General features: G+C 58.7%; 15 protein-coding genes. 4 read left to right on the forward strand and 11 right to left on the reverse strand.

The features are described 5' to 3' along the window. Positions 1-511: 511 nt before the first annotated feature. The 5 genes from nrdF to H7K56_RS10170 all read right to left on the reverse strand — a co-directional run bounded on the left by nrdF (position 512) and on the right by H7K56_RS10170 (position 4909). The gene (gene nrdF / locus H7K56_RS10150) at positions 512-1471 is read right to left on the reverse strand and encodes a class 1b ribonucleoside-diphosphate reductase subunit beta (RefSeq protein ID WP_031279347.1); all 960 of its coding nucleotides are present in this window, start codon (positions 1469-1471) and stop codon (positions 512-514) included. An 8-nt stretch (positions 1472-1479) separates the two neighbouring features. Beyond that, positions 1480-3618 carry a class 1b ribonucleoside-diphosphate reductase subunit alpha gene (gene nrdE, locus H7K56_RS10155; protein ID WP_104188771.1) on the reverse strand — a complete coding sequence of 713 codons (2139 nt, stop codon included), beginning with the start codon at positions 3616-3618 and terminating at the stop codon, positions 1480-1482. Next, positions 3597-4001, reverse strand: coding sequence for a class Ib ribonucleoside-diphosphate reductase assembly flavoprotein NrdI (gene nrdI, locus H7K56_RS10160; RefSeq protein ID WP_021506472.1), 405 nt, complete (start codon positions 3999-4001; stop codon positions 3597-3599). Before nrdI ends, nrdE begins: the two co-directional genes overlap by 22 nt. Before the next feature lie 4 nt (positions 4002-4005). After that, positions 4006-4248, reverse strand: coding sequence for a glutaredoxin-like protein NrdH (gene nrdH / locus H7K56_RS10165; RefSeq protein ID WP_058758244.1), 243 nt, complete (start codon positions 4246-4248; stop codon positions 4006-4008). Between the two features lie 343 nt (positions 4249-4591). Next, on the reverse strand, positions 4592-4909 hold the full coding sequence (locus H7K56_RS10170; RefSeq protein ID WP_150360891.1) for a DUF883 family protein: 318 nt from the start codon (positions 4907-4909) through the stop codon (positions 4592-4594). Between the two features lie 149 nt (positions 4910-5058). On the opposite strand from H7K56_RS10170, the gene H7K56_RS10175 reads away from it, so the two are divergent. The 4 genes from H7K56_RS10175 (at position 5059) to H7K56_RS10190 (ending at position 8390) form a co-directional block, all read left to right on the forward strand. Further along, entirely contained in the window at positions 5059-5397 is a 339-nt protein-coding gene (locus H7K56_RS10175) for a DUF2002 family protein (RefSeq protein WP_021506475.1), read from the forward strand. 133 nt (positions 5398-5530) lie between these two features. Next, complete coding sequence (gene mmuP / locus H7K56_RS10180; protein ID WP_058776476.1) at positions 5531-6946, forward strand: S-methylmethionine permease; 1416 nt, start codon at positions 5531-5533, stop codon at positions 6944-6946. Then, positions 6936-7868: a homocysteine S-methyltransferase gene (mmuM, locus tag H7K56_RS10185; RefSeq protein WP_150360896.1), complete on the forward strand. Its 933-nt coding sequence runs from the start codon at positions 6936-6938 to the stop codon at positions 7866-7868. The genes mmuP and mmuM overlap by 11 nt, the downstream gene beginning before the upstream one ends. Before the next feature lie 99 nt (positions 7869-7967). Next, positions 7968-8390 (forward strand): hypothetical protein, encoded by a 423-nt coding sequence (locus tag H7K56_RS10190; protein ID WP_058758247.1) that lies wholly within the window; start codon positions 7968-7970, stop codon positions 8388-8390. A gap of 87 nt (positions 8391-8477) precedes the next feature. Here H7K56_RS10190 and speG read toward each other — a convergent pair whose 3' ends face one another. The 6 genes from speG to H7K56_RS10220 form a co-directional block, all read right to left on the reverse strand. After that, complete coding sequence (gene speG, locus H7K56_RS10195; RefSeq protein ID WP_021506478.1) at positions 8478-9023, reverse strand: spermidine N1-acetyltransferase; 546 nt, start codon at positions 9021-9023, stop codon at positions 8478-8480. A gap of 89 nt (positions 9024-9112) precedes the next feature. Continuing rightward, on the reverse strand, positions 9113-9778 hold the full coding sequence (locus tag H7K56_RS10200) for an ABC transporter ATP-binding protein (RefSeq protein ID WP_150360890.1): 666 nt from the start codon (positions 9776-9778) through the stop codon (positions 9113-9115). Beyond that, entirely contained in the window at positions 9771-10604 is an 834-nt protein-coding gene (locus H7K56_RS10205; RefSeq protein WP_058781693.1) for an ABC transporter ATP-binding protein, read from the reverse strand. The genes H7K56_RS10200 and H7K56_RS10205 overlap by 8 nt, the downstream gene beginning before the upstream one ends. Next, positions 10594-11451 carry an ABC transporter permease gene (locus H7K56_RS10210; protein WP_031279350.1) on the reverse strand — a complete coding sequence of 286 codons (858 nt, stop codon included), beginning with the start codon at positions 11449-11451 and terminating at the stop codon, positions 10594-10596. The genes H7K56_RS10205 and H7K56_RS10210 overlap by 11 nt, the downstream gene beginning before the upstream one ends. Continuing rightward, on the reverse strand, positions 11448-12500 hold the full coding sequence (locus H7K56_RS10215; protein WP_021506482.1) for an ABC transporter permease: 1053 nt from the start codon (positions 12498-12500) through the stop codon (positions 11448-11450). Before H7K56_RS10215 ends, H7K56_RS10210 begins: the two co-directional genes overlap by 4 nt. Next, complete coding sequence (locus tag H7K56_RS10220) at positions 12500-14068, reverse strand: ABC transporter substrate-binding protein (RefSeq protein WP_058776471.1); 1569 nt, start codon at positions 14066-14068, stop codon at positions 12500-12502. Before H7K56_RS10220 ends, H7K56_RS10215 begins: the two co-directional genes overlap by 1 nt. Between the last annotated feature and the right edge of the window lie 300 nt (positions 14069-14368).

A 14368-nucleotide genomic window follows, 5' to 3' on the forward strand; every position in this document is an offset into this window, starting at 1 on the left:
TAGTGAGATTATCTGACAACCCTTGACGGAAATATCTGGCGTGACACGTATGGCGCGACAGTGGCTAATTCCAGTGCCTGCAAGGGATGAGACGGGATAAATTTTTTCTGAATTTTTTGTGAAATTAAACCGGTTTCGGCCAGAATTATTGCCGGAAGGCGGATAAATCACGTTTAGTCAGGCAAAATATTCCGGCGATGAATGGCGCTAAATAGGTAAAATAATCACGCGCGGAATTAACGTTATTTCGGGGGGATGGCGAGAATGCAGGAGAGGAAAATGAATGATCAGATCGTAGTGGAATCGGCATGAAATTAACCTGATCGGCATCAATGCCGACCCACAGATGCATCAATATTACCGCTGGGGCGCGTTCCGGTCGGCATCAATGCCGACCCTACAGATGCATCAACATAACTGCCGTAGGGCATGATTAACCCAACCGTAGGGTGCGCATTGATGCGCACCGCTTACGGTGCAATGTGCACCCCTTACCGTGCACCGCACGCGACTAAAAATTCCAGTCCTCGTCTTCGGTTTCAACCGCTTTGCCCATCACATAGGATGAACCGGAACCCGAAAAGAAATCGTGGTTTTCGTCGGCGTTGGGCGACAGCGCCGACAGAATCGCCGGATTCACCGCCGTCAGCTCAGCCGGGAATAGCGCTTCGTAACCCAGGTTCATCAGCGCCTTGTTGGCATTGTAATGCAGGAAGGTTTTCACCTCTTCGGCCCAGCCCACGTCGGCATACAGCGCTTCGGTGTACACCACCTCGTTTTCATACAGCGCCAGCAGTAAATCGATGGCGAACTGCTGCAGCTCAGCGCGGCGCGCGTCGTCAACGGTTTCCAGCGCTTTCTGGTACTTATAGCCGATGTAATAACCGTGTACCGCTTCATCGCGGATAATCAGCCGAATCAGATCGGCGGTATTGGTCAGCTTGCCGCGGCTTGACCAGTACATCGGCAGCCAGAAGCCGGAGTAAAACAGGAACGACTCCAGAAAGACGCTGGCGATTTTCTTCTTCAGCGGATCGCTGGCGCGGTAGTGATCCAGCACGATTTTCGCCTTGTTCTGCAGGGCGGCATTCTCCTCACTCCAGCGGTAGGCGGCATCCACGTCGGCGGTGTTACACAGCGTGGAGAAGATCGAACTGTAAGAGCGCGCGTGAACCGCTTCCATAAAGCTGATGTTCGACAGCACCGCCTCTTCATGCGGCGTCAGCGCATCTTCCATCAGCCCCGGTGCGCCAATGACGTTCTGAATGGTGTCGAGCAGCGTCAGACCGGTAAACACCCGAATCGTCAGCTGCTGCTGCTGCGGGTCGAGCGACTGCCATGCCGGCAGATCGTTGGACAGCGGCACCTTCTCCGGCAGCCAGAAGTTGCTGGTAAGACGGTTCCACACTTCGAGATCTTTCTCGTCCTGGATGCGGTTCCAGTTAATCGCCTGAATCTGTTTAAGTTGCATAGTCATCATCACAGTGCACAGGAAACGCAGCCCTGTACCTCCGTGCCTTGTAGCGCCATCTGACGCAGTCGAATGTAATAGAGGGTTTTGATGCCTTTCTTCCAGGCGTAGATCTGCGCTTTGTTGATATCGCGCGTCGTGACGTCATCGCGGAAAAACAGCGTCAGCGACAGGCCCTGATCGACGTGCCGGGTGGCTTCGGCGTAAGTATCAATAATCGCTTCGGGACCAATCTGGTAGGCATCCTGATACAGCTCAAGGTTGTCATTGGTCATAAACGGAGCCGGGTAATACACGCGGCCGGTTTTGCCCTCTTTACGGATCTCAATGCGCGACACAATCGGGTGGATGCTCGACGTGGCGTGGTTGATGTAAGAGATGGAACCGGTCGGCGGAATCGCCTGCAGGTTCTGGTTATACAAACCGTGCTGCATCACCGACGCACGCAGCGCCTGCCAGTCCGCCTGGTCGGGCAGGGCGATGCCGGCATCGGCAAAAATCTGCGCCACCCGGGCAGTACGCGGCTGCCAGCTGTGTTGGGTATATTTGTCGAAATAGGCGCCGCTGGCGTACTGCGACTGCGCAAAGCCGTCAAAGCTCGCGCCGCGCTCCTGCGCCAGCAGGTTAGAGGTGCGCAGGGCGTGATACGTCACGCAGTAGAAATAGAGGTTGGTGAAATCCAGCGCCTCTGGCGAACCGTAAGCCATGCCTTCACGCGCCAGATAGCCGTGCAGGTTCATCTGCCCGAGACCGATAGCGTGCGAACGGCGATTGCCTTCCGCCACCGACGGCACGGAGGTGATGTCACTCATCTCGGAAACCGCCGTCAGCGCGCGCACCGCCACTTCCACGGTTTGCGCCAGATTACGCGAATCCATGGCGTGGGCGATATTCAGGGAGCCGAGGTTACAGGAGATATCTTTGCCGACGCGGCGATAGCTCAGGTCGTCGTGATACTCGCTGGCGCTGTTAACCTGCAGGATCTCTGAACACAGGTTACTCATGTTGATGCGACCGGCAATCGGGTTGCTGCGGTTCACGCTGTCCTCATACATGATGTAGGGATAGCCGGACTCAAACTGAATTTCCGCCAGCGTCTGGAAGAAGTCGCGCGGCTTGATGAAGGTTTTACGGATGCGATCGTCGGCCAGCATCGCCTCGTAGTACTCGCTGATGCTGATATCAGCAAACGCCTTGCCATAAATACGCTCAACATCGTAAGGCGAAAACAGCGCCATATCGCGGTTCTCTTTGGCCAGCTGGAAGGTGATATCCGGAATCACCACGCCGAGCGACAGCGTTTTGATACGGATCTTCTCGTCAGCGTTTTCACGTTTGGTATCGAGGAAGCGCAGGATATCCGGATGGTGCGCATTCAGCCACACCGCGCCCGCGCCCTGACGCGCACCAAGCTGATTGGCGTAGGAGAACGCATCTTCCAGCATCTTCATCACCGGAATTACGCCGGACGACTGATTTTCAATGCGCTTAATCGGCGCGCCGGATTCACGCAGGTTGGAGAGCAGAAACGCCACGCCGCCACCACGCTTCGACAGCTGCAGCGCCGAGTTCACCGCGCGGCCAATCGACTCCATATTGTCTTCAATGCGCAGCAGAAAACAGGAGACCAGCTCGCCGCGCTGCTGTTTACCGCAGTTGAGGAAGGTGGGCGTAGCCGGCTGGAAGCGACCGCTCAGCATCTCGGCCAGCAGTTCCCGCGCCAGCGTTTCATTACCGCGCGCCAGCGTCAGCGCCACCATACAGGCGCGCTGCTCAAAGGTTTCCAGATAGCGTTTGCCGTCGAAGGTTTTCAGCGTGTAGCTGGTATAAAATTTCCACGCACCGAGGAAGGTGTGAAAACGGAAGCCCCAGGCGTCAGCCTCTTCGTGCAGCTGGCACAGGAAGGCGAAATCGTACTGGTTCAGCACCCCGGCTTCATAATAGCCTTCGGCCACCAGATAGCGCAGACGCTCGCCGTGCGAGTCGAATGGCACGCTGTTGGGCTGGACGTGCTGCAGGAAAAACTGGCGTGTGGCTTCATGATCTTTGCTGAACTGAATGCGGCCTTCGGCGTCATACAGGTTCAGCATCGCGTTGAGCGCGTGGTAGTCCAGCTGTGTGCTGTTCAGGGTGTCTGTCGTTGCCAAAATTGGGTCACTCCCGCTTTAACATGGGCAATATCGTCGGCGGTTCCCATCAGCTCAAAGCGGTAGAGATAGGGAACCTGACATTTCTGCGCAATGATGTCGCCCGCCAGGCAGAAGCCCGCGCCAAAGTTGCGATTACCCGCAGCAATCACACCGCGAATACCGCGCCGGTTGGCGTCATCATTAAGGAACTGAATCACCTGTTTCGGCACTGCGCCACGCGCGCTGCCGCCGCCGTAGCTCGGCACCACTAAAATGTAGGGCTGGTCAATGTGCAGGCGCTGCGTGGCGTCGAGCGGAATACGCCGCGCAGGCAGGCCGAGACGGGTGATAAACCGGTGCGTGTTTTCCGACTGGCTGGAAAAATAGACCAGTGGAAACATCGCTTTATCCCCCGACGGCAGCGAGCTGGCGCAGGCCGGCGATTTTGTCGGGACGGAAGCCGCTCCAGTGGTCGTTGTGCGTCATCACCACGGGCACCTGGCGATAGCCAAGCGATTTGAGCTGATCGATGGCTTCCGGTTGGGTATCGAGGTTAATCAGCTGGTAGTCGATGCCACTGCGATCCATGGCATTTTTGGTCGCGTCACACTGGACACACTGGCTCTTAGTGTAAATAATAATGCGCATGATTCGTATTTCCCTCTGGTTGTGGTCAGGTTGCGAGATACGAAGCAAAAACCCTTTTGCTGCGAACGTCGTCCCTGCTGACATCTGGTAGCGAGTTGATGTGTTGAATACTAGATGTAGTGGTATTGGTGGTCAAGCCCACCAGATATAGGGTTTTGTGATTTAAGCAGTCAGATTAGGGCGAATGCCAGCGATGATGCGCCCTGGCGCAGGGAAAAAATTTTTGTAAAGGGTTTTGCGGCAATTTTAACCAGCTGACAGCCGCCGCACCGGCGCGCTAATGCGGAGTGACGCGCAAAAAAAAAGCCCCGCATGCGCGAGGCTCCTGATGATTTTTAGCGATTTAGCGGCGTGTCATCAGCAGTGCGCCCAGCACCAGACCGACGGCGGCACCGACGCCCACGCCGTACCACGGTTTGTCATGCACGTAGGCATCCACCTGATAACCCGCATCGCGCGCGGCCTGAGTCACGCGGTTGCCACTGCCGTTGAGTTTAGCGCGCGTCTGTTTCAGCAGGGCCTGCGCCTGGCTGCGTGCGCTATCCACTTCATCTTTGGCTTCGCTGCCGTAAGATTTCAGTAAGGCTTCAAGCGAATCGGCCAGTTCGTTTACATCCTGATTGATATCAATGTCATCGTTTTTGCTGGTTCGATTAAACATTTTTCGCTCCCTTTGACTTAAAACGTAATACTAAGTGTAGACGAAACGTGACTAAACGCAGCCGTGTGCCAGGCTTTAGGGAAATTCCGAATGTCCTGTGCTGTCGTGCTGATGTAAGGTTGCGGGGCTGTGAGAAGAGAGGAGCAAGCATGTATTTACGTCCGGATGAGGTAGCGCGCGTACTGGAAAAAGCAGGATTCGAAATGGACGTCCTGACACCCAAAACTTATGGTTATCGCCGTGGCGAAAACTACGTCTATGTGAATCGCGAAGCCCGCATGGGGCGCACAGCGTTGATCATTCATCCCACCCTGAAAGAAAAAAGTCAGCATTTCGCTGAACCCGCATCAGAGATGAAAACCTGCGACCACTACACGCAGTTCCCTCTCTACCTGATGGGAGATTCGCAGGAGCACTACGGTATTCCCCACGGTTTTAGCTCGCGCATGGCGCTTGAGCGTTATCTGCAGGGCGTCTTCGGCGCCTGACTGGTGTGCCCCGTCGCGGCGGGGCCGCACACGCTTTCCCAATCCTTACCTTTTCCCACGTTGCAAATTGCCGCGCGGATGCGTATAACTCTGTGTCCATATAGAAGTTTAGACGTCCATATGGATATAAAGAATGCAAACTGAACCGACGCCTTCGCAGGCAAACTTCAAGCGCAGCATGAAGGTGCGGCATCTGGTGATGCTGTCGCTCGGCGGCGTGATTGGCACCGGGCTGTTTTTCAACACCGGCTACATCATCTCCACCACCGGCGCAGCGGGCACGCTGCTGGCCTATCTGATTGGTGCGCTGGTGGTATGGCTGGTGATGGTGTGTCTTGGCGAACTGGCGGTAGCGATGCCGGAAACCGGCGCGTTTCACGTCTACGCCGCGCGCTACCTCAGTCCGGCGACCGGTTACACCGTGGCCTGGCTCTACTGGCTCACCTGGACGGTGGCGCTCGGCTCCAGCCTCACCGCCGCCGGTTTCTGCATGCAGTACTGGTTCCCGACGGTGCCGGTGTGGCTGTGGTGCCTGGTGTTCTGTGTCGCCATCTATCTGCTGAATAGTGTCTCGACGCGCTTCTTTGCCGAAGGAGAGTTCTGGTTCTCCATCATCAAAGTGATCACCATCATTGCCTTTATCGTGCTGGGCGCGGCGGCGATGCTGGGGTTCATCCCGATGAAGGACGGCAGCGCGGCGCCGGGATTACATAACCTGACCGCTTCCGGCTGGCTGCCGCACGGCACGCTGCCGATTCTGATGACCATGGTGGCGGTGAATTTTGCCTTCTCCGGGACCGAGCTCATCGGCATTGCGGCGGGTGAAACCGAGCAGCCGCAGAAAGCGCTGCCGCTGGCGATTCGCACCACCGTGGCGCGTCTGATCATCTTCTTTATCGGCACGGTCTTTGTGCTGGCCGCGCTGATCCCGATGGATCAGGCGGGCATCGTTAAAAGTCCGTTCGTACTGGTGTTCGAAAAGATCGGCATCCCGTACGCGGCGGATATTTTCAACTTCGTGATCCTTACCGCGATCCTGTCAGCGGCGAACTCCGGACTGTACGCCTCGGGACGGATGCTGTGGTCGCTGGCCAATGAAAACACGCTGCCGCGTTGCTTTGCCCGGGTCAACCGGCGCGGCATTCCGCAGCTGGCCATCACCGTGAGTATGCTCGGCGGCCTGCTGGCGCTGTTTTCCAGCGTGATCGCCCCGGATACGGTGTTTGTGGCGCTGTCAGCGATTTCCGGCTTTGCCGTGGTGGCGGTGTGGCTGAGCATTTGCGCCTCACACTACATGTTCCGTCGCCGCTATCTGCAGGCGGGCAATGCGCCGCAGCAGTTGGCGTACCGCGCGCCGTTCTATCCGCTGGTGCCGATCCTCGGATTTACCCTGTGTCTGCTGGCGTGCATCGGGCTGGCCTTTGACCCGTCACAGCGCATCGCGCTATGGTGCGGCATTCCTTTTGTACTGTTCTGCTACGCTGCTTATTATCTGACGCAAAAACGCCAACACGCTTTCAACGCTAAGGAGACCGATGATGTCGCGTAACCCCATCGCTGCGGCCCTGACCCACACTGATACCCTGATTCTGGATGGCGCGCTGGCGACAGAGCTGGAGGCGCGCGGCTGTGATCTGGCCGATACGCTGTGGTCAGCCAAAGTGCTGATGGAAAATCCCGAGCTGATTTATCAGGTGCACTATGACTACTTCGCCGCCGGCGCTAACGTGGCGATCACCGCCAGCTATCAGGCGACGCCGCTGGGCTTTGCCGCCCGCGGACTGGATAGCGGCCAGGCCAGCGCACTGATCCGCCAGAGCGTGGCGCTGGCCCAGCGGGCACGCGACGATTACCGTGCCGCCTCTGGCAGCGAGGCACCACTGCTGGTGGCCGGATCGGTCGGTCCTTATGGCGCTTATCTGGCCAACGGCGCGGAATATCGCGGCGACTACGCCTTACCGGCTGCTGAAATGAAAGATTTCCACCGTCCGCGCGTGGCGGCGCTGCTGGAGGCGGGCGTGGATTTGCTGGCGTGTGAAACGCTGCCGTCGTTTGGTGAAATTCAGGCGCTGATTAGCCTGCTGGCGGAGTTTCCGCACAGCAGCGCGTGGTTCTCCTTCACGCTGCGCGATGCGCAACACCTGAGTGACGGCACGCCGCTGAGCAAGGTGGCGGAAGTCATCAATGCCGCGCCGCAGGTGGTCGCTGTCGGCCTCAACTGCGTGGCGCTGGAGAGCGTGACGCCGGCGCTGCAAACGCTACAGGCGCTGACGGACAAGCCGCTGCTGGTCTATCCTAACTCCGGCGAGCAGTATGATGCTGTCAGCAAAAGCTGGCACTCAGCGCCGTCTGGCTGCACGCTGCACGATAAGTTCCCCGAGTGGCAACAGGCGGGCGCCCGGCTGATTGGTGGCTGCTGTCGCACCACGCCACAGGATATCGCGGCGATTGCCGCCTGTTGTCAACCGTAATAAAGCGCAGAAAAGCGCCACTGATAGCGCGATTGAGGCGGGTGAAAAGGCAGAGAGGGCAGTTTAGACTGTCCTTTCTGATTCTGAAGCGGACCTGCTATGAACCTGCGACATCTTCTTCCCGCCTGTGCGCTGCTGCTGAGCGGCTGTGCCACCATTGTCGGCACCGAAACGCAACCGGTAAAAATTGACTCTGTGCCGCAGGGCGCGCGTTTCACCGTGCAGGATGAAACCGGCCGCGCGGTGGCGCAGGGCTATACGCCGCAGACGGTGGATCTGGCGAAATCCAATGGCACCTATTTCGGTAAGAAACATTATCAGGTGATGCTGGAGAGTCCGGGCTATGTACCGCTGACGCTGCCCATCGAAGCAAGTGCCAACCTGTGGTACGTGCTGGGTAATATTCCGCTGCTCGGTTTCCCCGGCTGGCTGGTGGTCGATCCGTTTTATGGCGGCATGTATGACTTGAAGCCAGCACACCCGCAGCCGCATCTCAACGTGGTCGGCGCGCGCGGCGGTTAATTTGCACGGATGCGTAGCGGCGCGATTTATCGCGCTTAGTTAAATACGCGCAATAAATTGCGCCGCTACGGTTCGTGCCGATGGTTATTATTGCGCGGTAGGTTTCACCATCGCATTACCGGATTTATGCTGCGCCAGGTACTGCTGCTGGAAAATGCACATGCGGATGGTGTTGCGGTACTCGCCGTTGATGAAAAACTCGTGCTTCAGCACGCCTTCCACCTCGAAACCGAGCTTGGTGTAGATATGAATCGCCTTCTCGTTCTCCTGATCGACAATCAGATACAGCTTGTAGAGATTGAGCACCGAAAAGCCGTAATCCATCGCCAGCTTTGCCGCTCTGCTGGCTAAGCCCTTGCCCTGATGCGCCGGGTCGATGATGATCTGAAACTCCGCCCGGCGATGCACGTGGTTGATCTCCACCAGCTCGACCAGCCCGGCTTTTTGCCCGTCGTGTTCCACCACAAAGCGCCGCTCGGTCTGATCGTGGATGTGCTTGTCATACAGGTCAGAAAGCTCCACAAACGCTTCGTACGGCTCTTCAAACCAGTAGCGCATCACGCTGGCATTGTTATCCAGCTGATGAACAAAGTGCAGATCTTCCCGCTCCAGCGGACGTAATTTTACCGTCATACGGTGTTCCTTTAGATGACTGAATGGCTGTTGGGCAGCGGCGCAATCGACCTTCAGGATAAACTGCGCCGCGTTGCGCTCATGCCATGCTAACCAACAATCCGGCCCTGCGCCATGCGCGCGGCGCGATCGCACATATGATCGATCACGTCAGGATCGTGGCTGACCAGCACCATCGTCAGGCCATCATTCTGTTTGAGATCGTTAAGCAGGTTCAGGATCTCGGCCTGTACAGACATATCCAGCGCCGACATCGGCTCATCCAGCAGCAGGATCTTAGGCTCCAGCAGCAGGGCGCGCACAATGGCCACGCGCTGACGCTGTCCGCCGGACAGCTGATGCGGATAGCGATCCGCCAGCGCCGGATCCAGCCCGACATGGCGAAAGCCCGCGTTGATGCGATCGTCGATGTTATCGCGTCGCAGCAGCTTAAGCGGTTCCGCCAGCGTGCGGCGCAGCCGGTGGCGCGGATGCAGCGAAGCGTAGGGATCCTGAAACACCATCTGCACATCGCGCCGCAGCTGGCCGGTAAAGGGTTTGCCCGGCTGCACGGCGGTATTCGCCAGCGTCATCTGGCCGCGCCAGTGGGGATTCAGTCCGGCCATCACCCACAGCAGCGACGATTTACCGCAGCCGGAAGGCCCTACGAGGCCGAAACATTCGCCGGCCGCCACCTGCAGGTTCACATCGTGCACCACGGTGCGCAGTTCATAACCCTGTTTGTGCGAGACGCTCAGGTTGGCTAATTCAATCATGCATCTTCTCCAGCGCCGCGCGATCCAGCACCGGCAGGCGTTCGCCGTGCGTCGCTTTCCCCGGACGGCAGGCCCACAGCGTGCGGGTATAAGGATGGCTGGCGTCTGACAGCTGCGCCGCCGGCAGCGTGTCCAGCAGGCGGCCTTTGTACATCACCATCACCCGCTGACAGTGCTCGGAGACCTGTTGCAGATCGTGACTGATCAGCAGCAGGCCCATATTGCGCTGCTCCACCAGGCGACGAATCAGCGCCAGCACCTGATCGCGCATGGCGTGATCGAGCGCCGAGGTGGGCTCATCGGCAATCAGCAGATCGGGATCGGTAATCAGCGCGATCGCCAGCATCACGCGCTGGCCCATGCCGCCGGAGAGCTGATGCGGATAGCGCTTCATCAGCTGGCGCGGATCGGGCAGGCCCACCGCGTCCAGCATCTCGCACACTTTCTCTTTGCGCTCGGCGCGGCTCAGCTTGCGGTGCAGCACCAGCGGCTCTTCAACCTGCCAGCCAATGGTGCGCGTCGGGTTGAGCGCGTATTTCGGATCCTGCATGACCATCGCCACTTTGCCGCCGCGCAGGCCGATCCAGTCGCGCTCGCGCAGATGCAGGGCGTCTGCGCCCGCCACCTGTAGCCGGTCAGCCTGCAACTGCAGCGCGGGCGACAGCAGGCCCATCAGCGCACGCGCGGTCAGGGATTTGCCCGAGCCGGATTCGCCGACCAGCGCCACGCGTTCGCGGCCAAGGGTAAAGCTGATGTTATCCACCAGCAGCGCGTCGTGGCTGCGAATCGTCAGCCCCTGCGCATCAATCAACAGATCATTTGGCATGGCGGGTATCCAGTCGGTCACGCAGGCCGTCGCCTGTCAGGTTAAACGCCAGGCTGGCGAACAGAATGGCTGCGCCGGGCGCTGCCGCCACCCACCATTGGTCGAAAATCACTTTACTGCCTTCTGCTACCATCGAGCCCCATTCGGCGGTTGGCGGCTGCACGCCCATGCCGAGGAAGCCCAGCCCGGCGGCAGAAAGAATAATCCCGCCGAGGCTCAGCGCGGCACGCACCACGGCGGTCGGCAGGCAGAGCGGCAGAATGTGGCCAAACATCAGGCGCAGGCCGGTAATGCCCTGCATGCGCGCGGCGGCGAGGTAATCGCTGCGGCGCAATGCCAGGGTTTCCGCGCGTGCCTGCCGGGCAAACGGCGGCCAGCTGGTGAGCGCCAGCGCCAGTGCGCCGTTCATCAGGCCCGGACCCAGCATTGCCACCAGCGCCAGCGCAATCACCAGGTTGGGCAGCGACAGAAAAATATCGGTGATGCGCATCAGCACGCGTTCGGTCCAGCCGCCGACGTAGCCGGCGGTGATGCCGACTAACAGGCCAACCGGGATAGTCAGCACCAGGATCAGCGACACCAGCAGCAGCGTCGGACGTGCGCCGTAAATCACGCGCGACAATAAATCGCGCCCGAAGCCGTCGGTGCCGAACCAGTGCAGCGCCGACGGTGCCAGCAGACGCTGTTCAATCACCTGCGCGTTAGGATCAAACGGCGCCAGCAGCGGCGCCAGCAGCGCCATGGCCACCAGCACGATCACCAGCGTCAGGCCGATGGTCAGCGAAGTGATACGCGCCCGGCGCCGGCGCGGGCGCACGGTTTCCAGTTCATGAAGTTGTTGAGTCATCGGGTTCTCGGATCGGTTAACCAGGTGAGGGCGTCGGCCACGGCATTGAGCAGGATAAAGCAGCTGCCAATCAGCAACGTAGCGCCGAGAATCGCCGGAACATCCGCGGAAAACAGCGCGTTGGTCATGTAGCGACCGACGCCCGGCCAGGCGAATACGGTTTCCGTCAGCACGGACCCTTCCAGCAGCGTAGCGTAGGAGAGGGCGATAACGGTGATTAGCGTGCCCAGCACGTTGGGGAAAATATGACGCAGCAGAATGCGCGCCCGGCCAGCGCCTTTCGCGCGCGCCAGCACCACATACTCTTTGCTGCTCTCTTCCAGCAGCGCCGCGCGCAGTAAACGCGTAATGCCCGCCATCGCCAGCAAGCCGAGAATCACCACCGGCAGCCACAGATGGGCAATCGCGTTGCGAAACATTTCCGCATCGCCGGAGAGCCAGCTATCAATCAGTACAAAGCCGGTCTTCGGTTCAAGGGTATAAATCCAGATATCATCCAGCTGGCCCGGACCGGCGGACCAGTGCAGCACGGCGTAGAACAGCAGCAGGCCCAGCAGGCCGAGCCAGAACACCGGCACCGAGTAGCCCAGCAGCGAGATAAAGCGCGCCACATTATCGATGACGCTGCCCGGTTTCCACGCCGCCAGCAGTGCGAGCGTCACGCCGAACACCGCAGCGAAAATCATCGAACAGGTCGCCAGCTCAAGCGTGGCGGGGAAGGTGCGCATCAGGTCGGCGCTGACCGGCTGATTGGTCAGGTGCGACAGGCCGAGATTGCCCTGCGCCAGATGGCTGATATAGCGCCAGAACTGTACCAGTACCGGCTGATCCAGCCCAAGATCGTGACGCACCTGAGCATAGGTGGCTTCGCTGGCGTGATCGCCGGCGATTTGCTGCACCGGGTCGACTGGCGACAGGTGCGACAGCATGAAAGTAAACGCTAACAAACCCACCAGCGTCACCAGCAGCGACAGCAGGCTGGTGACGAGGCGGCTGAAGCGCTGCCAGAGTGGCCGGGCGAACCCGGCCGATGATGCTGACGCTGCCATTACTTCGAAACCTGCGCGTAATACACCATGTCCGGGTTGATCCCCTGCACATAGCCCTGCAGATTGTCGCGCAGCGCAATCAGGTTACGCGCCTGCAGGCCAATCACGTACGGCGAGTTCTTCAGCACTTCGCGCTGCATCGCCTGATAAAGCGCAACGCGCTTGTTGCTGTCGGCTTCGGCCGTCGCCGCCAGCGTCTGTTTGCTCAGCTCCGGGATGTGCCAGTCTGAACGGTAAGCAATGGTTTTGCTGCCATCTTCCGGGTTGTAAGCGAAGGACGCAGCGTTGGTGTTCGGGTCGAAATAATCCGCGCCCCAGGCGTTGAGCGTAGCTTCATACTGATGCGCCTTCACGCGGGTAGACACTTCAGAGCTTAAGCCCGGCTGCACTTCCACCTTCACGCCGCCTTTGGCGAAGCTGCCCTGCAGCGCCTGCGCGATATCAAGGTACGGAGGCTGATTGCTGGTGGAGAGCTTAAAGCTGACGTTGGTCAGGCCGGCCTTCTGCAGAATCGCTTTGGCTTTCTCCGGATCGTAGCTGTAAGGCGTGTCGTTCAGCGCACCGAGGAAACCCTTCGGCAGGAAGGTCTGGTGCACTTCAAACTGGCCTTTCAGCAGGTCATTGGCGATACCTTTATAGTCGAACAGGTAGCGTGCCGCTTCCCACAGCGCCGGGTTCTTCAGTACCGGATTGGCACCGACGTTGAACTGAATGTAGTAGAGCGACGCCATCGGAATCGCTTCGGTCTTCACGCCGGCTTTGCCCTTCAGCGCAGCGATCTGGTCAGCACCGAGGTTACGCGCGATATCGACATCGCCCTGTTCCAGCAGCAGACGGCGCGCTGCCGGCTCCGGCACGTTTTTGATCAGAATGTTTTTCAGCTTCGGTGCACCGGCCGGTGAGGTCGGGTTGGCGCTGAGCAGTATCGCTTCATGCAGCACCACTTTGCGAATCTGGAACGGGCCGCTGCCGGCCGAGTGGGTGCCGAGCCACGCGTGGCCGAAATCACCGTTTTTGGCGTTGGCCTGCGCGGTTTTTTCATCAACGATCGAGGAGACCGGCGCGGACAGCAGGCTCAGCACATAGGCCGGGCTGACGTTGGCGCTCCAGCTAATCTGCACGTGGTCTTCATCGACCTTTTTCAGGAAGCTATCGACGTTGTCTTTGTTCCAGCCGAGCTGGGTCAGAATAAAGGACGGATCGAGGTTGAGTTTCACCACGCGGCCCAGCGAGAAGATGACATCTTCCGGGCGCAGCGGGTTACCGCTGGCGAATTTCGCGTCTTTGCGCAGCGCAAACGTCAGGCTGCGGTTATCACTGCCCGGCTGCCATGACGTGGCCAGCGTTGGCTTAAGATCGGTTGGATTGGCCGGATCGGACTGCACCAGGCGCTGATAAATGTTAGTGAACGCTTGCACCGTGGTCAGTTCAAAGCCCTGGGCCGGATCAAAGCTGTCCGCATCATCCGTAGACTGCGCAATCACCAGCGTATCTTTCGGCGTGGCGGCCTGCGCGGAGAAGGCGGCTACCAGCGACAGCGCCAGCAGTGAGGGAATAATTTTTTTCATGTTGTTTCCTTGCCTTAAAAAAGTAACGCGAGTTTACGAGAGCGCTACAGTGAAGAATAGTCAATTTATGGCTATGCATATGCCGTAAGGTTCTAAGCGGTGCGCTTCAGTTATAAGCAAGGGGGCGTAACGCGATCGGATTATTCTGGCGCACCTTATATCCGCACGCATTATCAACCAAATCGCAACGAAAATTAAATCAACCTGAACCCCGGAATAATTAACTTTACTTCGCTTTTCGCCCTCCTATAATAGCCGCAACTTCACACAGGAGAATTCAGTTGGACAGTCACCCTTATC

The sequence above is a fragment of the Pantoea dispersa genome (assembly GCF_014155765.1).
In the GTDB taxonomy this organism is placed as follows: Bacteria; Pseudomonadota; Gammaproteobacteria; order Enterobacterales; family Enterobacteriaceae; genus Pantoea; species Pantoea dispersa.

What these genes read in the sequence shown, in the direction of transcription:
- H7K56_RS10200 (WP_150360890.1), bottom strand. Translation starts at nt 9,778, where the DNA reads ATGATTGAATTAGCCAACCTGAGCGTCTCGCACAAACAGGGTTATGAA.
- mmuM (WP_150360896.1), top strand. Translation starts at nt 6,936, where the DNA reads ATGTCGCGTAACCCCATCGCTGCGGCCCTGACCCACACTGATACCCTG.
- H7K56_RS10220 (WP_058776471.1), bottom strand. Translation starts at nt 14,068, where the DNA reads ATGAAAAAAATTATTCCCTCACTGCTGGCGCTGTCGCTGGTAGCCGCC.
- H7K56_RS10205 (WP_058781693.1), bottom strand. Translation starts at nt 10,604, where the DNA reads ATGCCAAATGATCTGTTGATTGATGCGCAGGGGCTGACGATTCGCAGC.
- mmuP (WP_058776476.1), top strand. Translation starts at nt 5,531, where the DNA reads ATGCAAACTGAACCGACGCCTTCGCAGGCAAACTTCAAGCGCAGCATG.
- nrdH (WP_058758244.1), bottom strand. Translation starts at nt 4,248, where the DNA reads ATGCGCATTATTATTTACACTAAGAGCCAGTGTGTCCAGTGTGACGCG.
- H7K56_RS10215 (WP_021506482.1), bottom strand. Translation starts at nt 12,500, where the DNA reads ATGGCAGCGTCAGCATCATCGGCCGGGTTCGCCCGGCCACTCTGGCAG.
- nrdI (WP_021506472.1), bottom strand. Translation starts at nt 4,001, where the DNA reads ATGTTTCCACTGGTCTATTTTTCCAGCCAGTCGGAAAACACGCACCGG.
- speG (WP_021506478.1), bottom strand. Translation starts at nt 9,023, where the DNA reads ATGACGGTAAAATTACGTCCGCTGGAGCGGGAAGATCTGCACTTTGTT.
- nrdF (WP_031279347.1), bottom strand. Translation starts at nt 1,471, where the DNA reads ATGCAACTTAAACAGATTCAGGCGATTAACTGGAACCGCATCCAGGAC.
- H7K56_RS10190 (WP_058758247.1), top strand. Translation starts at nt 7,968, where the DNA reads ATGAACCTGCGACATCTTCTTCCCGCCTGTGCGCTGCTGCTGAGCGGC.
- H7K56_RS10170 (WP_150360891.1), bottom strand. Translation starts at nt 4,909, where the DNA reads ATGTTTAATCGAACCAGCAAAAACGATGACATTGATATCAATCAGGAT.
- H7K56_RS10210 (WP_031279350.1), bottom strand. Translation starts at nt 11,451, where the DNA reads ATGACTCAACAACTTCATGAACTGGAAACCGTGCGCCCGCGCCGGCGC.
- H7K56_RS10175 (WP_021506475.1), top strand. Translation starts at nt 5,059, where the DNA reads ATGTATTTACGTCCGGATGAGGTAGCGCGCGTACTGGAAAAAGCAGGA.